At 51.8% G+C, this 23261-nt stretch carries 19 protein-coding genes; 9 read left to right on the forward strand and 10 right to left on the reverse strand.

What is annotated here, in order from left to right; translation table 11 throughout:
- Positions 1-486: 486 nt before the first annotated feature.
- A complete protein-coding gene (locus ASN_RS15130) occupies positions 487-1596 on the reverse strand; it encodes a low temperature requirement protein A (protein ID WP_231948259.1) in 1110 nt (369 codons plus the stop codon).
- Between the two features lie 888 nt (positions 1597-2484).
- Positions 2485-3066, reverse strand: a complete 582-nt coding sequence (locus ASN_RS15135) for a TetR/AcrR family transcriptional regulator (RefSeq protein WP_058989387.1) — start codon at positions 3064-3066, stop codon at positions 2485-2487.
- A 122-nt stretch (positions 3067-3188) separates the two neighbouring features.
- Between ASN_RS15135 and ASN_RS15140 the strand changes: the two genes are divergently transcribed.
- The 5 genes from ASN_RS15140 to ASN_RS15160 all read left to right on the forward strand — a co-directional run bounded on the left by ASN_RS15140 (position 3189) and on the right by ASN_RS15160 (position 9814).
- A complete protein-coding gene (locus ASN_RS15140) occupies positions 3189-4169 on the forward strand; it encodes an SDR family NAD(P)-dependent oxidoreductase (RefSeq protein WP_058988660.1) in 981 nt (326 codons plus the stop codon).
- A gap of 159 nt (positions 4170-4328) precedes the next feature.
- A complete protein-coding gene (locus ASN_RS15145) occupies positions 4329-5444 on the forward strand; it encodes a metallophosphoesterase (protein WP_058988661.1) in 1116 nt (371 codons plus the stop codon).
- A gap of 259 nt (positions 5445-5703) precedes the next feature.
- The gene (locus ASN_RS15150) at positions 5704-6225 is read left to right on the forward strand and encodes an RNA polymerase sigma factor (protein ID WP_058988662.1); all 522 of its coding nucleotides are present in this window, start codon (positions 5704-5706) and stop codon (positions 6223-6225) included.
- 69 nt (positions 6226-6294) lie between these two features.
- Positions 6295-7272, forward strand: a complete 978-nt coding sequence (locus ASN_RS15155) for a FecR family protein (RefSeq protein WP_058988663.1) — start codon at positions 6295-6297, stop codon at positions 7270-7272.
- Between the two features lie 88 nt (positions 7273-7360).
- Entirely contained in the window at positions 7361-9814 is a 2454-nt protein-coding gene (locus ASN_RS15160; RefSeq protein WP_231948260.1) for a TonB-dependent siderophore receptor, read from the forward strand.
- Positions 9815-10020: 206 nt separating this feature from the next.
- Here ASN_RS15160 and ASN_RS15165 read toward each other — a convergent pair whose 3' ends face one another.
- From ASN_RS15165 to nac, 4 genes are all read right to left on the reverse strand, one after another.
- Positions 10021-10803: an enoyl-CoA hydratase/isomerase family protein gene (locus tag ASN_RS15165; protein WP_058988664.1), complete on the reverse strand. Its 783-nt coding sequence runs from the start codon at positions 10801-10803 to the stop codon at positions 10021-10023.
- Between the two features lie 223 nt (positions 10804-11026).
- Positions 11027-12370 carry an MFS transporter gene (locus ASN_RS15170; protein WP_058988665.1) on the reverse strand — a complete coding sequence of 448 codons (1344 nt, stop codon included), beginning with the start codon at positions 12368-12370 and terminating at the stop codon, positions 11027-11029.
- A gap of 156 nt (positions 12371-12526) precedes the next feature.
- Complete coding sequence (locus ASN_RS15175; RefSeq protein WP_082666723.1) at positions 12527-14086, reverse strand: carbohydrate porin; 1560 nt, start codon at positions 14084-14086, stop codon at positions 12527-12529.
- A 698-nt stretch (positions 14087-14784) separates the two neighbouring features.
- Positions 14785-15726, reverse strand: a complete 942-nt coding sequence (gene nac, locus ASN_RS15185) for a nitrogen assimilation transcriptional regulator NAC (protein WP_006557290.1) — start codon at positions 15724-15726, stop codon at positions 14785-14787.
- A gap of 371 nt (positions 15727-16097) precedes the next feature.
- On the opposite strand from nac, the gene ASN_RS15190 reads away from it, so the two are divergent.
- Positions 16098-17300 (forward strand): pyridoxal phosphate-dependent aminotransferase, encoded by a 1203-nt coding sequence (locus ASN_RS15190; RefSeq protein WP_058988668.1) that lies wholly within the window; start codon positions 16098-16100, stop codon positions 17298-17300.
- 110 nt (positions 17301-17410) lie between these two features.
- Here the strand turns inward: ASN_RS15190 and ASN_RS15195 are convergent, their stop codons facing one another.
- From ASN_RS15195 to ASN_RS15210, 4 genes are read right to left on the reverse strand one after another with little or no spacing between them, the layout of a single operon-like run.
- Positions 17411-17881 carry an acetyl-CoA carboxylase biotin carboxyl carrier protein gene (locus ASN_RS15195; RefSeq protein ID WP_082666724.1) on the reverse strand — a complete coding sequence of 157 codons (471 nt, stop codon included), beginning with the start codon at positions 17879-17881 and terminating at the stop codon, positions 17411-17413.
- Entirely contained in the window at positions 17881-19248 is a 1368-nt protein-coding gene (gene accC / locus ASN_RS15200; RefSeq protein ID WP_058988669.1) for an acetyl-CoA carboxylase biotin carboxylase subunit, read from the reverse strand. Before accC ends, ASN_RS15195 begins: the two co-directional genes overlap by 1 nt.
- Positions 19245-19712, reverse strand: coding sequence for an acetyl-CoA carboxylase biotin carboxyl carrier protein (locus ASN_RS15205; RefSeq protein WP_058988670.1), 468 nt, complete (start codon positions 19710-19712; stop codon positions 19245-19247). Before ASN_RS15205 ends, accC begins: the two co-directional genes overlap by 4 nt.
- Before the next feature lie 5 nt (positions 19713-19717).
- On the reverse strand, positions 19718-20470 hold the full coding sequence (locus ASN_RS15210) for an SDR family oxidoreductase (RefSeq protein WP_058988671.1): 753 nt from the start codon (positions 20468-20470) through the stop codon (positions 19718-19720).
- A 295-nt stretch (positions 20471-20765) separates the two neighbouring features.
- Here ASN_RS15210 and pxpB point away from each other — a divergent pair, with 295 nt between their 5' ends.
- From pxpB to ASN_RS15225, 3 genes are read left to right on the forward strand one after another with little or no spacing between them, the layout of a single operon-like run.
- Positions 20766-21467: a 5-oxoprolinase subunit PxpB gene (pxpB, locus tag ASN_RS15215; protein WP_058988672.1), complete on the forward strand. Its 702-nt coding sequence runs from the start codon at positions 20766-20768 to the stop codon at positions 21465-21467.
- Positions 21464-22471: a 5-oxoprolinase subunit C family protein gene (locus ASN_RS15220; RefSeq protein WP_058988673.1), complete on the forward strand. Its 1008-nt coding sequence runs from the start codon at positions 21464-21466 to the stop codon at positions 22469-22471. The genes pxpB and ASN_RS15220 overlap by 4 nt, the downstream gene beginning before the upstream one ends.
- Positions 22468-23229, forward strand: a complete 762-nt coding sequence (locus ASN_RS15225; RefSeq protein WP_058988674.1) for a LamB/YcsF family protein — start codon at positions 22468-22470, stop codon at positions 23227-23229. The genes ASN_RS15220 and ASN_RS15225 overlap by 4 nt, the downstream gene beginning before the upstream one ends.
- The last annotated feature ends 32 nt before the right edge of the window (positions 23230-23261 follow it).

Raw genomic sequence — 23261 nt, forward strand, 5'->3', positions numbered from 1 at the left:
CCGCTCGACAATCTTTACGACGATCCAGAAACTGGAAGTGCGTTGCAAAACGAGGTTACTGGCGCGTGTGAGCAGCGCGGTTTCCATTATCTCTGATAGTAGAGCTCCTACGGTCATTGGAGAGCAGTCTTGCAGATGTAGAAAAAGTTGAAGCGTTGTTCTGATGGGAGAGGGTGGCGCGCAAAGCGTGCCGCATATCAATCGGGAGGGCAGGATATAAAGGTATATCCTGCCTCGCACAGTTACTGGTCAAAGTAGAAAAAAGGAGAGGCGCGGGCTTCAAATCCTTCTGTTCTTCACGGAGCTGCCGGATTGTCCGCGCATTGTGTAAACGACCGACCAGACTGTGCTCCATGCTGGCCCAATCGACTTTGGGGAGCCAGAGAGCCTTCAGGCATCAAACACATCAGGCTATCTTATTTTATCCTCTAAAGCCTGCATCCAGTAAAAATGGAATCATCTTTTATCCGTTCACCTGAAGAGTGTTCAGATCCCGGCTTTATTTTGTCTTTCCACGCCCCAAGCGACACCCAGCAATAAAAGTGTGCCAATTCCAGCAAGTGTCAAAGCTGAGAGCGATTGACCGAGCAAAAATAAAAGGGAAAAGCAGGCAAGCCCGATAAGTTGAAAAATGGGCCAACTGGAGGTTACAATCCGATGATAAATGCCACTTCCAGAAAGATAGAGGACGGGGCCTAAAACCATGGCAAGCAATGCCGGGCCAGACACAACCTCCAACGGATTTTCCAGCAGAATGTCCATTCCAACTGCTGTTACAATAATGCCAGCAATGAGAATGGCATGGATATAATGGAAATAAGCGCCTAAGCGGCCTGCATCTGAAGAATGTGTGATGGCATGTTCTGCCTGCTTTGTGGATGTGCCAAAATAGAGCCACCACATAGCGATTGTGCATAGAAAGCTTATAAAAAATCCCAAAAGTACAGGTGTGGTCCATAACTCGGCGCGCGCCATGGACAGCCCTGACGCCATGATGGTTTCACCTAATGCGACCATTACAAAAAGCTGACACCGTTCCACCAGATGGCTACCTGAAATTGTCCAGTCTGACGTATGAGACCGGCCCAGAAACGGCAACCAGAAACCAAACATGGGGGAGACGTATTCACACAGAACAGCCGCACCCCATAAAACAAGACGCTCATCTGGGGAGCAGAATGCTCCTGCAATCCAAAAAACTCCGCTGATGACATTCCATCCCAGAATACGCTTATAGTTTGGAAGCAATGCATGATTTTCTGGTAGCTTGGCGACAACAAATGCAGAGCGTCCCACTTGCATGACTGTATAGCAGATTGCAAAATCTAGCCCGCGGACACCAAATGCTTCGGGTGCGGCTGCGCCACATAATAAAGCGAGCGCCATAGACGCAAACAGAACGCAACGCAGTGAGGCAGATCGCGGATCAAACCAGTTGGTAACCCATCCTGTATATTGCCACCCCAGCCACGCGGCAAACCAGAGAACGAGGGTTTGCAGAAAACCAGTCCAGCCGAGTTGATGGAGCAATCCATGACTGATCTGTGTTACAAGAAAAACGTAAATCAGATCAAAAAACAGCTCTTCCGTTGTCACTTCAACGTGGCCATTTTCTGATTTTCTAATAAACGGACGACCTATTTGATTTTGGAAACCCATTGAACGTCTCACCCGGCCTCATATGAGGTCATTACTGCTGCCACAATGGCTTTTTATGCTCATCACAAGCTCTGAAAGCTCAAAACTTTTTCTTTCCAGTTATCACGCATTCGTAAATTTCACCATTCGGTTGTAATTTTCCCATCACTGTTGCTGTAAACGGGGAGAGGTCCCGTGCCACACCCTGATTTCATCTCCTCATCAGTCTGAGAAAGAACAGGGACTCTCTGGAGCCATGGAGACTGAAATGCTTCAGCACGTCGCATGAGTAAAATATCTGGCCGAGGTGTGCGGCAGCAATGCGCGAAGGATAGTGTGGGCTACTGAATATAAAGCGGGAAGGCGGAGAGGTTCTGGTTTTCATATAAAGGTAAAGGATTTCTTTAAAATAATAGAAAGGAACAGTATTTCGGAAGAGATGTCTTATGCCTGCGAAACTGAAAGACAGAAGCGTGGGGTGCTTTCTATCAAGACACTCCGACCTGTCACGGAGCGCATGCAGACGCATTGGTGGCGAGCGGAGGCTGATCAACTACGTTGGTTTTTTTATCAATGTCCCGAAGTGACATATCTGAGGTGTGTATGACCTGACGTGCGTCTTGGAATATAGCGCGCTTGAGGGGACGCGGGGCGTTAGAGGGAGCGAACTCAAGGATTGGAATAGGCAGCCTCTTTCCGAGAAGGCGTGTCAGCTTTTGGAAAGTGCAGGTTGATAGTGGAACGGTCAGATAAAGGCGGAAGCAGCGGTGCCGCTTTCGCCTTTATCTGTGATATTTTCTGGTAAGGTCGGAGGGGTATAGCGGATGAGGCATAATGCCCCCAGCATTACGATGCTGGCGTTCGTGATCCCGCGATGAGAATATCGACAAGGCGCTTCGCACTATTCTCCCAGCCGGGGCCTGCGGCAAAGTTTGAGACGCCAGCCAAGGCACGAAGCAGGTCAACTGGTTCGATATTCGTGCTGATGTCCCCACTCTCGACGGCAGCCGCGACAAGAGTGTCGATTGCGGTCTGGAGCACTGTGCCTGATTGCGCGTAAAGCGTGCTTGTCCTGCCGACCAGTCCTTTAAGGGCGGGGGCTATGACCTGTTTGGCCGCAATGTAATCCACGAACAATAGCATCCACGCGCGAAGCGCTTCTACCGGCGGATGCTGCGCGGCAAGCACCGGTGCGGCTTCGGCAAGGCGATCGAGTTCAGCACGATAGACTGCTTCAATAAGAGCATCCCGATTGGGGAAATGACGATAAAGGGTCCCGATGCCCACACCCGCACGGCGAGCGACTTCATCCAGGGGAATGTCAACTTCTCCCGCTGTGAACGCAGCCTTGGCCACGTGCAGCAGGTGCTCTCTGTTGCGTTGTCCGTCGCTGCGGGGTCGGCGGCGTGGCTTATTTACGTCTGTCACCTGTTTCTCTCTTGTTAAACGGAGCAACCCTCCGTATATACAAACCGGAGTGATGCTCCACATAACATCCTGAATGCCGTTTCGGCAAAAAACGGATGCATCCTTCTCAAGGAGTTCTCCCAATGACACAGATTTTTGGCGCAAGCTCAACAACAGAAGAAGTTCTCTCTGGTGTATCCCTAAAGGGCAAACGTATCCTCGTGACGGGCGTTTCCGCAGGGCTGGGGATTGAAACCGCACGCGCCCTTGCCGCGCATGGGGCCCACGTGGTGGGTGCGGCGCGCAATCTGGCAAAAGCAGAAGGTGCCACAGCACAGGTGCGCGCAGACGCTGAACATGGCGGCGGAACGTTCGAACTGATAGGCTTGGACCTCGCAGACTTGGCGAGCGTCCGCGCTTGTGCTGATCAGTTGAACGCAAGCGGACTTCCCTTTGATCTGGTTATCGCTAATGCGGGGGTTATGGCTACGCCGTTTGGGCATACGAAGGATGGGTTCGAGACGCAGTTCGGCACCAATCATCTGGGGCATTTTGTCCTCATCAATCGGATTGCGGGGCTGATGCGCGACGGCGCTCGTCTGGTGAATGTGTCTTCCGCCGGTCATCGTTTTGCAGACGTTGATTTGGAAGACCCAAATTTTGAACAGACCCCGTATGACCCCTTTGTCGCTTATGGACGCTCCAAGACAGCCAATATCCTTTTCGCCGTTGCCTTTGATGCACGGCATCGGGCACGCGGGGTGAGAGCCACCGCAATTCATCCTGGCGGGATTATGACCGAACTGGTGCGTCATATGCAGGATGGCGCAATCGAGGCCATGCTGGTAGGCATCAATGAACAGGCTGCTGCGGAAGGAAAACCGCCATTCCAGTTCAAAACCATTCCTCAAGGCGCAGCCACGTCGGTCTGGGCAGGTGTGGTGGCGAAAGCCGAGGCGGTAGGCGGCCAGTATTGCGAAGACTGCCATGTGAGCAAGGTAGTGCCGAATGACCAGCCGATCAGTCTGGTCAGTGACGGTGTGCGTGCCTACGCTCTTGATCCGGCCCATGCAGAAGCGCTTTGGGCGAAAAGTGAGGAAATGGTCGGAGAGCGTTTCTCCTGAAGCTTTGATAGGTAGCGGAATTCACGTTCTTGAAGAGGAACAAGTTATTCTGCTTCACAAATAGAGATACCATCAATTTACGGCCATGCTGCATGATCAGAACGCGGGGAGCGGTGAGAGACGCTTCACCGCTGCTTTTTTAAGAGGATATTGACTGCTTTGCGTCTTGTTGTTTTTGGCTTGCCCCTGCTTATCGTGATCCTGAACTGGCTCTGGCCGCTGCCACTGCCTTTGGGTGTGAAGGTCATTGCGGCGGCTTTGGTGGTGGTTGCTGCGCTCTATCATTACTGGTCCCGGTTGTCCTCGGGGTCAGTCTTCGCACCGGAATTTCCTCGGCCTTTTATCATTTTGTTCAACTGGGCGTTTGGGGCAATTCTGTTTCTCACACTCTTCCAGATCGGGCTTGATCTTGGCGCGCTGATGATGGCGTTGGCCACATGGCAGCCGGTTCACATCTCGGTTGGGGCGCGGGAGACCATAGGGGGCATGGCCGGGGTCCTCGCCGCTATTGGCGTGGCTAACGCGCTAAAGGTGCCTCCGGTCAGGGATGTAACCGTCACTATTCGGGGGGTGTCACCAGTATTCGACGGGTATCGATTGGTCCAGTTGAGTGACATGCATATCAGTCGCCTTTTTCCGGCCAGATGGGCTGCGTCGGTCGTGGAACGCACCAACGCGGTCGGAGCCGATATGATCGTCGTTACAGGCGATTTCATTGATGGTTCGGTGGCTATGCGCCGTGCTGACGTAGCGCCACTTTCGCAGTTGCATGCGCCAGATGGCATTCTGGCAATTCCGGGCAACCATGAATATTACTTTGATTACGCTGACTGGCTGCGCCATCTGTCGAGCTTGGGCTTTCATTTGCTATTGAACAGCCACGTGGTGATCACGAGGGGAACGGCCCAGTTGGTGTTTGCTGGCGTAACTGATCGCTCGGCACGGCAACATGGGCAGATCGGGCCGGATCTGGTTGCGGCCCTTGATGGTCGTCCCGCCGAGGCTCCGGTTGTGTTGCTTGACCATCAGCCGGAGGATGCGCGTACTGCTGCGGCACAAGGTGTCGCCCTTCAGTTGTCGGGACATACGCATGGGGGGATGATTCTGGGGCTCGATCGTCTCGTGGCGCGTGGGAATAATGGATTTGTCTCCGGGCGCTACGATGTGGACGGCATGACGCTCTATGTCAGCAATGGCACAGGGCTATGGCCGGGTTTCGCGCTTCGGCTCGGCAGACCTCCTGAAATCACGTGTTTCCATCTGCGCGCAGGATAACGTGCGAAGCTTGCTGGTTCATATCTATGCTCAGGAGGAAGTCATAACCGCCTTCCTCCTGAGCATAGATATGAATGGCCGGTGAGCCAAAAATAGACGGGATATAATCAGTAGTCTTGCTCTCTTGCCCGAAAGGAGAGGCTACGTTAGGGAGATAATAATTGTTCGCAACTCCTCCCCGCCAGGGGGAGTGTGAAAGAACAGCAAAGGGACGAATTGGTCAGAAGCGTGTCCGTCTGACCAAAGGAATATGGGCGTTATGTCGAGCAACCTTACCATACTGAATAAGGCCTTTACTGCCGAACGTAACGCGTTGAGCCGCCTTTTCCAGAAAGTGAGCCGGACCATGGCGGCAGACGATCTGCTGCAAATGCTCTGGCTCCGCATCCAGCGCGTGGGTGACAATCCGCCAATCCATAACGGAAAAGCGTATCTATACCGCTTGGCGTCTAATCTGGCGGTCGATCAGGGGCGTGCCGAAGCGCGTATGGAGCGCTTGCAGGCCGAGGCGCGGTCAATCCTGTATGGGGATGAAAGTACGCCCGATGTTGAGCAGGCATTTCTGGCGCGTGAGGAACTGGAACGTGTCATGGCCGCAGCTGAACGCTTGCCCGAGCCAACCCGCACGGTATTCTGGCTGAACCGTATGAAAGACGTGCCGTTGCGTGATGTTGCTGTTATGCTTGGGGTTTCGCGCACCACTGTTGAAAAGCATATAAGGCGTGCAATTACCTTACTGGGGGATGCTCGCAACAGCCACGATTGTTCCCGTCACGGATAAATAAGGATGAGGGGGCTTCGGAATGTCCCTGTCCCGCTGGGTAGGCTATAAACCGTTCCGAAAGCAGATATGACTGGTTTCAATGCAACATCTGATCGCGCTGCGACGCAGGAAGCCCGGCACTGGATTGCGCGGCTAGCGTCTGGTGACATCACGGAGCCAGAAATGGCTGCCTACCGGCACTGGGTGGCGGATGCGCATCATCATGCTGTTTTTCAGCACGAATTAAAATTATGGCGCAGCCTGAGCGTTATTGGAGAGCATCTTGCCCCGCGCGAACCTGTGGGACAGCGAGCCGCAAGGAGGCGCAGGCAAGGCCTTTTTGCTGCATCGGGACTGGCTGCGGCTGCCTGTCTGGCGGCTTTTCTGATTGGTCCCGATGTGTGGATGAGACTACATGCCGATCACCGGACTGGCTCTGAAATTCGCGCCTTCACGCTGGCAGACGGCACACAGGCCGTTTTGGACGCTGATGCCGCAATTGCGGTGCATTATGGGGCGTATACACGCACCGTTGAGCTACTGCGCGGTCGTGTCTGGTTCGATGTGCGGCATGATCCGGAGCATCCTTTCAGGGTCGAAGCCGCAGGCAGCGTCACGGAAGATATTGGCACAGCGTTTGAAGTGGATTACCGCGTGACCGGAGGGGTTGAGACGACCGTGGAAAGCGGCGTGGTGCGTGTTTCCGGGCGCGCTGGGGGGCAATCCATTATCCTGACGGCAGGACAACGTGCCTTGTGGCAACACACAGGCCAGATCACACGGCAGGCGGATGTGGCGGCATATAGAGTGGCGTCGTGGAGGGATGGGCAGCTTGTGCTGACTGCGGTGCCCGTGAATGTGGTGATTGCAGCCATCGCCCGTTATCGATCGGGTCTGACGTTGGTTGTGGATCATCTTGATGATCTTCCCCCCGTTACGGCCATGGTGGATCTGCGGAAACCTGACGATGCGTTGAACGCTCTCGCAGCCGGAGCGCATCTTAGGTTGTATCATTTGCCCGGAAATACTGTGCTGGTGCGGCGGAGTGGCGGAAAAAAAACGTAGAAAGGGGTTAGGCAGACGGTCACGAGAGACGTCTTAGGAGTGCAAGCGATAATAACAACTCGCATTTGCAGTCATGTCTGGCGTTTTCATGAAGGGCCTTCACTTGTCGTATATCGCTCCGGCGGGACGCCGCATTACACTATCCATGGCATTAACGTTGGGCATTGTGCTTTCGCCCGTTGGCGGGCGCCCGGCGTTGGCACAGCAGTCAGCGGCAGGCAAGGCACGTGTTATACATTTTGACATTGCGCAGCAGCCGCTGGGGACAGCATTACAGGCTTTTTCGCGCCGAACTGGCATGCAGATCGTCTACACCACGCAGATTGAAACTGGCGTTGTCTCGCCCGGTGTCAGGGGAGATTACGAGCCAACAATCGCGCTTGGGCATCTTCTTTCTGGTACTGGCGTGGCATTTCGACTGACAGGTGCGAACAGTATCACGCTTGCGCCCGCCACCGTTCCCATCACGCTGCGGCCCGTGCGGGTAGGGGGTGCCATGATGCGCCAACCTGTTGATGAAGTGCCCCATGCCGAACAGATAACGGTTATTGGTACACCAGCACATTTTCTAGCCTATGCCTCTCACGCGGGCACGAAAACAGACACTCCGCTGATTGAAATACCCCAGACCGTTTCTGTTGTTACACGGGGGCAACTTGATGCTCGCAATGTGCAGACCTTGTCTGATGCGGTCAGCTACAGCGCGGGTGTCAGGACCAATGTGTATGGGTTTTCGCCGCGTCAGGACCAGTTCATTATTCGTGGGTTTGACGTGACCTCCTATGGCGAGTTTCGCGACGGGTTGCGCCAGCCCGTTGCAGGTTCTCTACTGAGTTTCCGGACCGAACCCTATGGGTTGGATGCACTTAGCGTTATCAATGGTCCGGCTTCGGCAACTTATGGCACGTCGGGCATTGGCGGACTGGTGGATATGGTGTCCAAACGGCCAACCAGCCAGCGCATTAACGAAGTGCAGTTTCAGGTAGGTAATTATGGTCGGTATCAAGGTGATTTTGATTTCGGCGGTGCACTGCCTTCTGATAAACGTTTTACCTACCGTCTGACTGGCGTGTTTCGTGACAGTAATACCCAGATGCCTGCGGTGCGAGACAACAGGATCTATGTTGCTCCTGCCTTTACCTTTCGCCCGGATGATAAAACGCGCCTGACCGTGCTGACCGCGTTCCAGAAAGACCGAACTGGTGGCACGATGTTCAATTACCAGACAAATGAAGGCGTTTTGACCAATATTCGTTACGCCGACCCAAAATGGAACACGTTTGATTCCACGACTTATCGGCTGGGGTATGAATTAGAACACCGGTTTACGGACTTTTTTGCCGTGCAGCAGAATTTTCGCTACGCGCATGGAGACGGTAATGCCAAATACCTCTATCTGACCGGACTTTCGGATGACGGTACAAGTGCAACGCGGCGTGCGGGGCAAGTGCGTGAACAGCTGAATTCCGTCGGGCTGGACAATCAGGCAAAATTCGATGTCCGTTCGGGGCCGGTAGCGCATAAGATTCTATTTGGCGTGGATTACCTTTTTACCGATTACCGTACCAGCTATGCCGATGGCGCCGCACCATCCCTTGATCTGGTAAGCCAGAATTACGGTAAGCAGGCCATATCGCAGCCATCGGTTTATTCCATTGCCCATTCAGGCCAGACGCAGGCGGGTGTCTATCTGCAGGATCAGATCCGGTATAACCGTTGGCTTCTTACGTTGAGTGGCCGCCATGACTGGGTGTCCACCAATAGCGGAAACTATTACAGCCATACGAGCCAGAAACAGAACGATCAGGCGTTCAGCGGCAGGGTCGGACTGACATATATGTCAGCCATTGGTCTCGCACCCTATGCATCCTACTCCACCGTATTCAACCCGACTATTGGCCAGACAAAGGAAGGGGCACCGTTTCGCCCGATTACGGGAAACCAGTATGAAGTTGGCATGAAATATCAGACGCCTGACAAAAAGGTTTTGCTCACGGGGGCTGCGTTTGACATTCATCAGAATCACGGGCTGACAACGGACCCAAGTGATGCCACTGGCACCTATCAGATCCAGCGCGGCAAAATACGCTCCCGCGGGTTTGAGGTCTCGGCAACAGGAGATCTGGGGGCAGGTTTCAGCTTCAATGCCTCCTATACCTATCTGGATATGGTTGAGCAATCAGGGGCTACATCTGTCGTGGGGAAAATACCCTCGGGTATCCCTCGCAATGTGGCTAACGGATGGATCGACCATACATTCCAGAGTGGACTACTCCGAGGGTTGGGAACGGGTTTCGGCATCCGCTATATCGGGTCCAGCTATCGAGGGGACAGCAATGCAACAGGCAAAAACAAATCCCAGTTCCTGATGGATGCCGCCCTGCGCTATCGGTTCGAAGCGATCTCATCACAATTGAAGGGATTGCAGTTTGCTGTGAACCTGAACAACCTCGCCAATCGACAGATTATTACGTGCCAGTCTGATTTCTGTTACCAGAATATGCATCGTTCCGTGATTGGTAGTATTCGATACAACTGGTAGCCTTTTCAAGGTTGACCTATTTCCTTTTCCGAAGTCGGTTCGTTTACCTTTTGTTTGTGCGCATAGCTGTAAGAGCTGGCGAAACTGACGCCGGCGAACAACCACGCAAGGAACGGTTTCATTAACCATGAGCGAGGAGTTGTTGAGTATCTAATGAGGAGGTCACATTCCGTTTTCTGTAAAAAGGACAGGGGACGTGAAAATTTCTACCTCCCCTGAAACACAGGAGAACGTTTCTCGCGAAAAGCCTGAACGCCCTCTTGCAGGTCATTTGTGTAACCAACGCAAATACCAGCCAGCGCTTCAGCCGCGCGGCCTCCTTCTTCGCCCTCTGCCGTGTTAATCAGCATTTTCACGGCTTCGATTGCAACGGGAGCTTTCTCAGAGACCTTTATTGCGAGCTCACGCGCTCTTCTCAACCCGCTCTCCTGTGGAACAATTTCGTCAACTACACCGGCCGCGAGAGCAGTGGGTGCATCCATCATCTCACCAAAAAGAGCCATCCGCTTCACATTTGCAGCGCCAAAGCGACGAACAGCTCGCTGAGTGCCTGACCAACCGGGGATCACACCCAACCCGGGTTCGGGCAAACCTATGCGTGCATGGCTTTCCATGAGGCGGAAATCAGCCGCCGCCGCAAGTTCCAGGCCTCCGCCAAAGGCATGTCCGTTCAATACGGCAATAAGAGGTTGGCGCAAGCGGGCAAGTGCATCAAAAGCCATATGGCCCCGCCGCAACCAGTGCCGCCCGAAATCCAGGGGCGAAAGTGCGCTCCAGGCCATGATGTCGCCCCCAGAGCAAAAGACCTTGCCTCCAGATCCACTGAGTATAACGACCCGGATTTGAGATGTCGTTTCAATAAGGGCACATGCTGCCAATAAAGCGTCGATGTCATCATTATCAAGCGCGTTATGTTTTTCCGGCCGATCGATCACAAGAAAGGCAATATGCTTGTCAAACGTTACACGAATATGAGCTTGAGAGAACATGATGTAAGTCGCCTTTTGCCTGCAATGTATCAGGAAGTTTTCTTGAACCTCTCTCGCGAAGAGGCCTCTGAGTTGCTTGTTTCTTTGGAGTTATGTGACAAGAGTTCTTACTATTAAAGAAACCTGCATCAGTGATCCCGTTCTTTCAGGTTTGCAGCTGGAAGAACGGAATGCTCATGAGCTGAAAAAGTGAGGCTATTTTTGCTGTATTCTCAATAGGACATCAAATTGTTACCCTGCGCATTGTCGGTCTTACGCCTGTTTTGGGGGACGCATTACTTTTTTCACTTTTAAATTCCGTCTGTGTGACTGGTGGTTTGGGTATCAGAAACTGCATGATGCACCAGGCCGTAAGGTAAGCGCTCCCACATACGGTGAATAGAATGTAATAGCCGGTTGTAATACTGTTCAGGTGACGATAGTGGTCCAGCAAGATGCCAATCCCCAGCGGAAAAAGCATGCCTCCAATTGATCCGGCCATTCCTCCTATTCCTTGAACAGATGCAATCATTTCCTTAGGAAAGTGATCGGCTGGAAGAGAATAAATGTTGGCAGACCACCCTTGATGCGCTGCGGCTGCCAGGCTCAGCAACACGATCATGAGCCACATTGCGTCAACTTTGGCAGAGAAGGCCAATGGTACAACAAGAAGGGCCATGATGAGCATTGTTGTGCGGCGCGCATTGGCGACTTTCCATCCATGCTTAACCATAAAAGAAGAAAGCCAACCACCACCAACACTGCCGACAGAGGTAGAACAATAAACAACCATCAGTGGCAGACCAAGATGCTGAAGGTTAAGATGGTAACGGTCAGAAAAATATGAGGGAAGCCAAAAGAGAATGAAAAACCATATGGGGTCTGTCATAAATTTTCCGACAGCAAAAGCCCATGTTGCTCGCATTTTGAGCAGATCAATCCAGCGTCCTTTGAACTCAGGCAGTTCAGTGTTGCTGGCATTCTGCCGTATATAGTGCAGTTCTTCCGCAGACAGACGCGTGCTCGTTTCAGGAACCTGATACGTGTAAAGCCATACGGCAAGCCAGACAAAACCCGATAGGCCAGTAATGATAAATGTCGCCTTCCACCCATAGGTCACAGCTAACCACGGTACCGTTGCCGGGGCCATGATGGCGCCAATGCTCGTTCCAGCCGTGACAATACCAACAGCCAGTGTTCGTTCATGTGCAGGAAACCATTCAGAAACAGCCTTTAAAGCGGAAGGAAAGTTTCCTGATTCACCAAAACCGAGTAAACCACGCACGAACCCGAAACTGGCTGTACCACTTACAAAAGCATGACCGATGGAAGCAAGGCTCCAAACCATCATGCATAATGCGTAGCCGAGACGCGTTCCTACCCTGTCAATCAACTTGCCGAATGAAATAAAACCAACAGCGTAGCAAGCCTGAAAAATAATGACCAAATAGCTGTAATCTTTTTCAGACCAGTTGAAGGTGCTTTCCAAAAGAGGTTTGAGAAGGCTGAGAACCTGCCTGTCAACATAGTTGATTGTTGTTGCAGCAAAAAGAAGGCTGCAAATAAACCATCGATATTTTCCAACCATAACGTCCTCCGATTTTTCTTGTTTTGTAGAGAGGCAACAATAGGTAAAAATATGTATGACAAATTTCATACGGAATTATAAAAAAAAGGAAAACGTAAAATTCGATATTTATAAAAATTATTCCTCATTCTTTATTTTTAGAAATATGAAGGTGGTTTAGAACTGAGCCAAAAGGCGGAATCCAGCAAGAAGTGCATTGGGGTAAACTCTGTTTGCGTCGGGGTGAATAATATATTGAAGATCAGGAAAAAATTTCACTCCAGGACTAACGAATGCGGTGTAAGTCAGTTCCAGAACCTGAAAACTGCTTTGCGGTTTTGAAACTCCTCCCAACAATGGTAATCCCATATCAGACTGCATTTCCTGCATTCTTGTAATTTTGCGATTAACAACCTGTCGTGTCCAGAAAAACGAAATTGCGTCTGTAATACGGGCAGGAAACATGCCTTGAGAAATAATGCCAAGTGTATATTGGCTTTGGTTGGGCAGAGAGGCTCCCATATTCCAACCTGCCAAACCATACAGGATAATGCCTTGGTTTGCCGCCTTCCCGTAACGGAAAACCATTTGGTCCGCCCCTACGTACCAGGCACCACGCTGTCTTTCTGTTTTTCCCGGTAGTTGGGAGATCGGCTTAGGTCGGCCATCAATGGACGTAAAAGGATCGGGATGGTTGGATGTATCTACATATCCCCCTAACTTGTAATGGCCTGTCATTTTGCCTTTGCCAAATTCCGGCTGCCACCCAATTTCCATAGGAATAACAAATCCATCCTGCGCGAATGAAAAATTGAATCCGGCCCTGCCTCCTTCCGTGGGGGAGACTTCATAAAGTCCTGCCTGGGCATAAAGATGTGCGCCTGGATTAACCCGTGCCATGATACCCCACTGAGAGAAGGGCCAAGAGCGCCATTTTGTTACGTTGGATAGACCAGAGGGGTGAGCACACGTGATCATGTTTAACGCGTAACATCCAAGATAGGATGTACCGAACTTCATGTTCGCAGGCATCCTGCCAAAATCGATAACCAGCTTTTTATTGAAGAGAGATTGCTCAAAATACATATAAACAAGCTTGTAAAGCACGTTTCCGCCTGCACCATAATCTTCCTGTGGCTGGATCAGGCTTGTGACGCCCATATAATCAGTCGCAACATTCCGGCCTGCACGCTGTATTCCCAGCATATGGAATGAGAGGCCTTTGACGCCGATCATTTTTTCGAAGTCCAGATCGGTCCCCATGACAACCTGATGAGAATACGCAAAGCCGCGCTTTCTTCCTCCCGCCACATCTCCCAAACTTTCGTTGAGGTATGTCAGCGTAAAAGCAAAGCCGTGGCTTTCCAGCTTTGTGCGCAAACCCCCTAGAGTTCCAAAAATACGGTCATCCTTCGGAACTATCCGTATTTCAGGCCATGCTGAACCTAACGCACTGGCAGCCATCCCTGTACGTTGCCGTTGTTGCGATGAGGCGGCAGCATTATCTTTTTCCATAAACAGAACGATACTTCCGTTATCCCAAAATCCGTTGTGGTGGTGTTCCGTCGTTTCTTCATGATTTTGCTCTTGCCTTTTGCTGACGTTCTTCTCACGCTGAGGAGAAACAGTGGCCGGTCGAGTGGTAAAAAGTACATCTGCGGCCAACGAATGAGCAAAAGGAATCAATAGAACAATAATAGCCAAAAATATAATTGCTATCGATTTTGGATTTTTCATTGAGGTAACCCGTTCCAAAATTCGGAACCGAACGTTTAATATTGAATATCAAACGTAAATACATGCATGACGGTATCGTATCGGTCACATATTATAGGGTATTGTGGAAACGAGTCTTAAAGTAAAAAATACGAGAAGAAATCAGACAATGAATGCACAATATTTCGTGCGATGTTGTTTGACTTGTCATTTGGTCATCTTTCTTTTTGTTATAGACCAAAAAATTATTTCTCAGCGAGTTCCCAAGATTGTTCTTGGATTCCCGATGAGCACGCCAGAGATGCAGAAAGCGTCCGTAATATGGAATTCCATACTTTACGTTCGCTTCGAGTCTATGTAACTAAATAGTTTGTTATGAAAAAAGTCAATGGAAGTTATTTTGAGGAGAGGGGAGGTGGCGTGGATGAAGCGTTTTCTCTCCACTCAAGATAGCTGCGATACCGGGATTGTGCCGTCAGATCTGTTTAGGGAGAGTTGCCTGTAACGTTATTGTGGAGGCACCTTGTTGTGATCTTTCGATCCACATATGCGGCTGAAGGACTGATGGTTGGATTGCAGGTGCGAAAATGGCGCAATCAAGCTGATGTCCTGTCGCATGATGTCTTCGGGTATCCAGAACATGCAAAGGCTAAATTCTTTTTCGACCATATGTTGCATTGCTGTGCCTGAAAAGAGAGACGTTTCTGCTTCTCTGTGTGTCAGCTATCCATAATTTTAGTGCCGGGCCAATTCTGAGAGGCGACCATGTTTTTCGCGAGATCTATGAGAATTTCGCGCACGGCTAGACCAGCTTCCGTTTCTGGAATGCTTTCCGGTACACAGAGGGACACATCCTCCTGAATCACGGGACTGCATAGTTCGTACACGCGGGATTTGCCAGGAACGATAATCTTGCTGGCGACAGACCAGGGTAGAATTGTACAGCCAACGCCTGCGGCAACAGCATCCTGAAGCGTCAGCAGTGCTTCAACTTCAGCAACAATATTGGGCGTAATCTGTTTGCGTGCAAAAGCCATGTTAATGCGCTTGCGGACAAAGTTGTAGTCTGGGGGAAGGAGCAAGGGAACTTCCGTCAGATCAGAGAGCCTGACAGGAGAAGAGAGGCTCTCTGTAAAAGAAGAGTTTTCCGGAGCAACCAGAAAGAAATCTTCTTTCATGAGAGGAGTGAAATGTACCCCCTTAATAGGTCCGGCCCCATGAATGACCGCCATATCCAATCGGCCAGTCATGACCATTTCGCTATAAATATCGTCAAAACTCTCAGTCAGGTGAAGTGTGATTCCCGGCAATTTCTCACGCACTTCCTTGAGGAGTGCCAGAGACAGCGTGGAACCCGAAGAGTAAGGCGAAAGCCCAACCGACACCTTGCCCACCAACGGCCCCGCACCGTTACTGATCTCGGTCATGGCGCGGTCAAGCTGTTTGATGATGGTTTGTGAATGGCGATACAATTCGAGACCAGCGGCCGTTGGGGTGACACCCATTTTGCTGCGGATCAGCAGTTTCTGTTTGAACGCGGTTTCTAGCGATGCCAACTGCTGGCTGAGAGCTGGCTGTGCAATATTCAGAATATCGGCAGCACGAGAAATACTTCCAATATCAATAATTTTTACGAACGCTTGCAATCGACGAATATCCATTTTGCCCTCTCCATGCGCCGTATTTGGTTGGATTTTAATGGAATTTCTGTAAATGGTCAATAAATGCGAAAAAATTCCTGTTGAATATATATTTATATATCTATCAATTTTAATCGGTTTTTTCTTTTCAATAAAGAAAATTATCCTCAAAAAATAAAATAATATTTGTTTATAATATTGTTTCATTCGATTTTTGATGGCTACATTGCGAAGATATACGTGCCATTTCTTGTCATAGAATTCTTGTATGGGGGTAGATGCTTTTCAATGCTATCTCCTGCATGGTCCTTAGGCATAAATTCATTTCATATTGATAATTTTTTGCCTTCTAGGGTGCGTATGCATCAAAGAAGTTTCGGAGTGAATATGTGATGCCTGGTTTAGCGGATCGACTTAACGGAATTTCCATATCAGCCTCTGCTGCAATGACGGATAAAGCCACGGCGTTGAAGGCCGAAGGTATTAAGGTTATCAGTCTTTCCTCGGGTGAGCCGGATTTTCCGACGCCTCCGCATGTGGTGGAAGCTGCTGTGGCGGCAGTACGGGCGGGTGATACAAAATATCCACCTCAGGCTGGTAAGCCAGCGCTCAAAAAGGCAGTCCGTAATAAATTTCTGCGCGAAAATAATCTGGATTATGCGCTGGATGAAATCCTGATTGCCAATGGCGGAAAGCAGATCATTTTTGATGCCATCATGGCGACCTGCAATCCGGGCGATGAGGTTGTTCTACCTACCCCGTACTGGATCAGCTACGCGGATCAGGCGCGTTTGGCCGGGGCCAGTGTTGTTCAGGTTCCTTGCAAAGCTGAAAACGGCTTCAGGCTTGCAGCGGATGATCTGGAAGCGGCCATTACAGAGCGGACAAAATGGGTCATCCTGAATTTCCCGAACAATCCATCAGGCACATGCTGTCCGCGTGAGGATATGGAAGCAATCGCCGCTGTCCTGCTCAAATATCCCAACGTCTGGGTCATGACAGACGATATTTATGAACGTCTGGTTTATGACGCGTTTGAGTTTTGTACGATTGCGCAGGTGGAGCCCCGTCTGAAAGAACGTGTTCTCACAGTTAATGGTGTCTCTAAAGCTTACGCCATGACAGGCTGGCGCGTGGGGTATTGTGGTGGTTCCAAAAAGCTGATCGCCGCTATGAACAACATGCAGGGACAGTCAACCAGCGGCATCAACACTCTGGCGCAGGCGGCTGCCGTTGCTGCCTTGGAAGGCCCGCAGGATTTCCTGAAAGATCGCGCGCGGGAATATCAAACCCGTCGGGACCTGGTGGTCGGTCTGCTGAACGCCATTCCGGGAATTCAGTGCCATAAGCCTCAAGGCGCGTTTTATGTCTATGCGGATATAAGTGCATGCATGAATAAGGTTTCTGCTGCTGGAAAAACCATTGCAACAGATACAGATTTCGTCATGGGCCTTTTGGAGGAACAGCAGGTGGCAACGGTGCAGGGCACAGCCTACGGTATGAGCCCGTTTTTTCGCGTGTCCTATGCGACCGATGTCGAGACACTCCGTGAAGGATGTGACCGGATTGCAAAGTTTGTCGCAGGTTTGAAATAAGCAAAAAAGATATCCGGCACATCCAAAGGGACGTGCCGGACAGAGAAAACCCCGCTTTGAAAAGAGGTGGGGTTTCTTTTAACTGATTTCCAGACAGAAGTTTTCTGTCATCAAAGAGGATGAAGGGTCAGAATGGTTTGCCCATAGCTGATCAGATCGCCTTCCTCAGCCATGAACTGTACCACGGTTCCATTTTGTGGCGCTGTAATAGAGACAGTCAGTTCCCCGATTTGCAGCATGGAGACTACCTCTCCCGCACAGACAGAACTGCCTGACGGTGCAAATTCTTCCTTTGTAAGCGGATTTTTTCGTAACAAATTCCCAAAATACGGGGCTGTAACAGAAATGTCCGTAGAGGTAGAGACAGCAGCCTCAGGCTGCCCGTGTGTGGGGAACGTGTGGCTTGTCGCGTCGGGAGTAGGAGGGGCGCTTTCTTCCACAGTGATGCGAAGGCGTACTCCCTGCACATTGGACAGTTCAAGGCTGCTGAGACCAGCTTCGCTCAGCCATTGGGTAATCTGGATCACTTCTTCTGAATTCGGAAGGCTGTCAAAAGCCGGGATTGATAATGGCGTGTTCATCAGGAGTGTTCCCTTTTTTCCAGCCAGTGTTCCAGATGGTGGATGTCAACGCCACCTTTCTCAAAAGCAGGGTCGCACAAAAGCGCCTGATGGAGCGGGATATTGGTCGAGATTGCCTCAACCTGCATTTCAGCAAGAGCAACTTTCAGCCGCTGGATGGCTTCGCTCCGTGTGGCGCCTCGTGCAATGACTTTGGCAATGAGCGAGTCATAATATGGCTGCACAACGCTTCCGGCCACAATATGCGTATCCAGACGAATACCAGCCCCGCCGGGAACATCCCAACGGCTCACACAGCCTGGAGATGGTGCGAATGAGAAAGGATCTTCTGCATTGATCCGGCATTCAATGGCATGGCCCACGGTATGAATGGCACTCTGCTCGATGGCCAGATGTTTGCCTTGTGCAATCTCAATCTGTGCACACACAATATCAATGCCGGTTGTTTCTTCCGTAATCGGGTGTTCAACCTGCAAGCGCGTGTTCATTTCAATGAAGGCAAAAATACCCTCTTCATACAGAAATTCAAACGTGCCTGCGCCGCGGTAGCCAATATTGCGGCACGCCTGTACGCAACTGGCGCCAATTTCTGCAATCAGTTCGGGTGAAATTCCCGGCGGTGGTGCTTCTTCCAGCACTTTTTGGTGCCTGCGCTGCAAAGAGCAGTCACGGGCTCCCAGCCACAGCGCGTTACCATGCGTATCGCACAGAACCTGTATTTCGATGTGTCTGGGCTTCTGCATGAAGCGTTCCAGATACAGGGTCGGGTTCCCAAAGGCCTGTTGAGCTTCCTTGCGGGTGAGGGTGACCGCCTTGATCAGCTCATCAGCGGACCATACAACCCGCATGCCGCGACCGCCGCCGCCGCCAGAGGCTTTGACAATAACCGGAAAGCCAACCGTATTGGCCAACTCCAGAATGGCCTGCTCACTCTCCGGCAAAGGGCCGTCTGAGCCGGGCACGCAGGGCACCCCTGATGCCTGCATGGTCTGTTTGGCGGTAATCTTGTCGCCCATCAGGCGGATGCAAGCTGGCGTTGGGCCTATGAAGATAATCCCGGCATCTTCAACTGCTTCCGCAAAATCGGCATTTTCGGACAGAAAGCCATAGCCGGGATGGATGGCAGACGCGCCTGTTACTTTTGCCGCCAGAATAATGGCATCAGCATCCAAATAGCTGCGAGCGGCAGACGCCGGGCCAATACACAATGCAATGTCAGCTTCCAGAACATGGCGGCTCTGGGCATCCGCTTCCGAATAGACAGCAACAGTTTCCAGCCCAAGTTGGCGGCAGGCTCGTTGAATACGCAGGGCGATTTCGCCACGATTGGCAATCAGAACGCGCCCGAAGCGCTGCGGGCCGCTCATGATAGACGCATCAGAGGCTGATCAGCCTCAACCTCACTGCCATCGGTTACCAAAATGGCTTCTATACGGCCAGCAACCTCGGATTTGACCGGGGTGAAAACTTTCATGGCTTCTATCAGACCTATCTGCTGTCCGACGCTCAGAGTGTCTCCCACGCTGACAAAAGGTGGTGCATCAGGGGAGGGAGACAAATGGAGGGTACCATACATTGGGGCGGTTACAACGCGCGCAGCCTCAGGGGGCGCTTCAGGCTGCGTTGCTGATGTGGAAGCCCCCGTTTCGACAGGCGAAGATCCTGCCAGAGCTGACTGTGGAGAAGAAAGCGGAGAAGCAGGACTAGCCGGGGCCGAAGCCTGCCCTGAGCGCGTGATTTTAAGAGTTTGACCGCCTTCTTCAATCTCAAGCTCACGGAGCGGAGCACGGCCAAACAGGTCTATCAGCGCTTTGAGAGCTTGAGTATCCATGGTTATCAGGACTTAGCTGTTTTCTTCGCAAAGTTCAGGCCACCAACAACCTGCATGGTGGGCAGAACTTCCATAAAGCTGACATTCATGCGCTGCGGCGCAGAAATGGCGAAAGCAATGGAGTTTGCCAGGTCTTCAGGAAGCAGAGAGTCATATTCATCAAAGAAGCGACGCTGAGCCTCTTCCATATCGCCAATCAGGCGGCCAAAAACCTCAGTCTGAACACGGGCGGGAGAAACTTCAGTGACCCGGATATTCTTGCCGAACAGGTCACACCGTAGCTGCTGGGAGAGAGAATGCACGCCGGCCTTAGTGGCGTGATAGACCGTGTTGCCACCGGCAAAGGCATAATGGCCGGCAATGGAGGTAATGTTGACAATGTGCCCGCGGTCCCGCGCAATCATCCCCGGCAGGGCCAGCCGTGTCAGTTGCAGAACGGCACGCAGGTTGATGTCCACCAGGCCGTCAATGTCTTCCTCTGTCGTGTTGGTGATGTTCCCGGTGCGGGACTGACCGGCGTTATTGATGAGAATATCAATCTCATGGTTCTTGAAAATGGCCCCCATGGCATCAAGGTCCGCGACACTGGCAGCCTGCACAATACAGCCGGTTTCTTCAGCCAGCTTGGTCAGGCGTTCTTTGTCTCGGGCAACGGCATGCACTTCCAGCCCCAGTTCCCGCAGGCGGCGGACAGTTGCGGCTCCGATGCCGGATGATGCGCCGGTAACAAGTGCTGTGCTGTAGGGCTGTATTGTCATGATATAAAATATCCTGATGTATGTGGGCCGCTCTGCCCTATGTAAAAGGCCAGAATTTGACAAGTCATTCCACCTTAGAGACGGAATTTTGTGTTGACCAAGATCAGTTCAGTCTTGCGTCATAAGATTATCCAATGTTTCCGGCTCGGTGCTGGTCATAAGATTATTGTATGTCACCACAGCAAGATAATGTTGGCGAGCATTCGCTCTCTCACCGTATCGTTACGGACGCAATATGTAACACCGTACGGGATGTTTTTGGTGGCAGCCATCTTAGATCTTTGCCTGGACGCTCATGACTGAAACCATCCCCGCTCTTAGGGCAGAGCAGTCTGCTGGTTCAGCAGGGCCTCCTACCATCAGTATGATCGGAACACGGGCCATGCTGTTTGAAGCGCCCGGAGAGTTCACACTGGGCTGTCAGCAGCGTATCTGGGCCTTGATGGATGCCTGCGCCGATCGCCCGGATATTGCTGAAGTCATGCCGGGTGTTACCAACCTGATGCTGATTTTTTCTACGCCACCGGAAAATCCTGAGGATATGGCGGCTTGGCTGCGTAAGGCATGGGATACCTTACCGGAGAAACACATCAAAGGACGGCTGTTTGAAGTGGGGGTTCGGTATGGCGGTGAACTGGGATCTGACCTGCCGCGTGTTGCAGAACATTGCGGTATGTCTCCGCATGAGGTTATCGCGCTTCATCAGGCTCCCCTTTATACAGTGTGCGCACTCGGAAGCGTGCCGGGATTTGGGTATCTGCACGGGCTAGACTCCCGTTTGGAAACGCCGCGCAAATCTGTGCCTTCTCTGAAAATGCTGGCGGGCACAGTTACAATTGGAGGCCCGCAGGCTGGAATATCCGCATTGACGGGGCCGAATGGCTGGAATTCCATCGGCTTTACGGATTTGGTGATGTTTGATCCAGAACGTGATCCGCCAGCGTTGTTTGACGTAGGTGACCAGATCCGTTTTTACGCCGAGAGTATCGAGTTGTGATTACAGTTCTTGAAACCGGCGTACTGAATAGCGTGCAGGACGCTGGTCGGTTTGGGTATCGCCATTTGGGCGTGAGTACATCTGGCGTGATGGACCCTGTGGCACTGCGATGCGGTAATGCCCTTCTTGGGAATGCACCGGATGCTGCTTGCAGTGAAGTGCAGACATTTCCTTTCAAAGTTCGCTTCGACAAAGATGTCAGTCTGGTTGTGACGGGCGCCCAAGGCGTTTTAACGCTGGGGGGCAGAAAAATTCTGCCTTGGACTGTTGTCACTGCGCGCATGGGCGATGTTCTAACGCTTGAGCGGCCTGTCATAGGCGCGCGGATGTATCTGTGCGTCTGCGGGGGTATTGATGTTCCAGTTGTCCTCGGCTCTCGGAGTACGCAATTGCGTGGTGGCTTTGGGGGGTATCTGGGGCGTCCGCTAGAGGTTGACGATGAGATTGCCGGAACCGGTGGACGCGTGCCAGATGGCTTCGGCGCTATTCCGCCGTCGGAGGGGCTGGTTGGCGCATGCGTTGAAGAAAAAGAAAAAACAGTGACATTGCGCGCTATTCCCGCAACAGACTACGCCTTGTTTACGGAAGAAGCGCAAGCCCGTTTCTGGTCTACATCCTGGCAGATTACAGCACAAAGCAACCGGCTGGGCTACCGGCTTAAAGGGGGGGCTTTGATGCTGAAACACCCCATAGAGTTGCGATCTTACGGGGTTATTCCCGGCCTTATTCAGGTGCCTCCGGCAGGAGAACCTATTGTGCAAATGGCGGATGCAAACACCGCGGGCGGCTATCCTCGGATTGCGACTGTGATCGAAGCTGATTTGTGGCGTCTTGCTCAGGCGCGTATCGGCAGTTTCGTGCGGTTACAGCGGTGTGATCACGCCGCGGGCCTTGAGGCCATGGCAGATGTAGAAAAGTATCTGAAGAGTATTCAGGAAAATTCTGCGCTCTACAGAAAATCATTCATTCGGAGGGATGCCGGCCAGACCGGTAAAAAATCATGAAGATTGATTTGAATGCCGATATTGGCGAGGGCTTTGGTCGCTGGATGATAGCCGATGATGCCGCTCTGATGACTGTGATTTCGTCGGCAAATATCGCATGTGGTTTTCACGCGGGTGATCATCTGATTATGGACCGTGTGGTTCGGGCTGCAAAAGAGCGTGGCGTTGCTATTGGGGCGCATCCTGGCCTGCCAGACCGGATGGGGTTTGGGCGCAGGACCATGGTTGTCAGCGCGGAAGAAATGGAAGCCATGCTGGCGTACCAGATTGGGGCTCTCAGGGGCATCGCGGCCCGCCATGGGCTTAGGGTAGGCCATGTCAGTTATCATGCCGCATTTGGGACAATGGCGAATGCCGATCAGGACTTGGCTGATCGTCTTGCGCGCGTGATTGCGCAGATTGATCCTTCTCTCGTAATGCTGGCAATGGAGGGGCAGCCTATTGATCTTGCCGCCAGAAAGGCCGGTTTGCGTGTGCGGTCACTGTTTCTGGCAGATAGAGCTTATCAGGCAAACGGCGCGCTGGTGCCCCGGGGGTTGGAAGGCGCCGTTATCCATGATCTGGATAAAGTGAAAGAGCGTGTAAAAACCTTCCTTGAAACAGGAAAAGTGATAACTATTGAGGGCAAGGGTCTGGCTATCAGATCCCGCTCGATCCTTGTGCACAGCGACACACCAGGTTCCGACAAGCTGGCCCAGGCCATCGCATCCCAGATAGATGCAATGGGCGGAGAAGTCTCGGCGTGTGCTGAAGGATAACGGGTCTTGAAAAGAAAAGGGCAGAAGAGGAT

This window comes from Acetobacter senegalensis, assembly GCF_001499615.1.
Taxonomy (GTDB): domain Bacteria; phylum Pseudomonadota; class Alphaproteobacteria; order Acetobacterales; family Acetobacteraceae; genus Acetobacter; species Acetobacter senegalensis.

Bases quoted from the DNA above. Each gene is read 5' to 3' on its own strand.
- ASN_RS15140 (WP_058988660.1), top strand. From the start codon at position 3,189: ATGACACAGATTTTTGGCGCAAGCTCAACAACAGAAGAAGTTCTCTCT.
- ASN_RS15150 (WP_058988662.1), top strand. From the start codon at position 5,704: ATGTCGAGCAACCTTACCATACTGAATAAGGCCTTTACTGCCGAACGT.
- ASN_RS15155 (WP_058988663.1), top strand. From the start codon at position 6,295: ATGACTGGTTTCAATGCAACATCTGATCGCGCTGCGACGCAGGAAGCC.
- ASN_RS15160 (WP_231948260.1), top strand. From the start codon at position 7,361: ATGAAGGGCCTTCACTTGTCGTATATCGCTCCGGCGGGACGCCGCATT.
- ASN_RS15165 (WP_058988664.1), bottom strand. From the start codon at position 10,803: ATGTTCTCTCAAGCTCATATTCGTGTAACGTTTGACAAGCATATTGCC.
- ASN_RS15170 (WP_058988665.1), bottom strand. From the start codon at position 12,370: ATGGTTGGAAAATATCGATGGTTTATTTGCAGCCTTCTTTTTGCTGCA.
- ASN_RS15175 (WP_082666723.1), bottom strand. From the start codon at position 14,086: ATGAAAAATCCAAAATCGATAGCAATTATATTTTTGGCTATTATTGTT.
- nac (WP_006557290.1), bottom strand. From the start codon at position 15,726: ATGGATATTCGTCGATTGCAAGCGTTCGTAAAAATTATTGATATTGGA.
- ASN_RS15190 (WP_058988668.1), top strand. From the start codon at position 16,098: ATGCCTGGTTTAGCGGATCGACTTAACGGAATTTCCATATCAGCCTCT.
- ASN_RS15195 (WP_082666724.1), bottom strand. From the start codon at position 17,881: ATGAACACGCCATTATCAATCCCGGCTTTTGACAGCCTTCCGAATTCA.
- accC (WP_058988669.1), bottom strand. From the start codon at position 19,248: ATGAGCGGCCCGCAGCGCTTCGGGCGCGTTCTGATTGCCAATCGTGGC.
- ASN_RS15205 (WP_058988670.1), bottom strand. From the start codon at position 19,712: ATGGATACTCAAGCTCTCAAAGCGCTGATAGACCTGTTTGGCCGTGCT.
- ASN_RS15210 (WP_058988671.1), bottom strand. From the start codon at position 20,470: ATGACAATACAGCCCTACAGCACAGCACTTGTTACCGGCGCATCATCC.
- pxpB (WP_058988672.1), top strand. From the start codon at position 20,766: ATGACTGAAACCATCCCCGCTCTTAGGGCAGAGCAGTCTGCTGGTTCA.
- ASN_RS15225 (WP_058988674.1), top strand. From the start codon at position 22,468: ATGAAGATTGATTTGAATGCCGATATTGGCGAGGGCTTTGGTCGCTGG.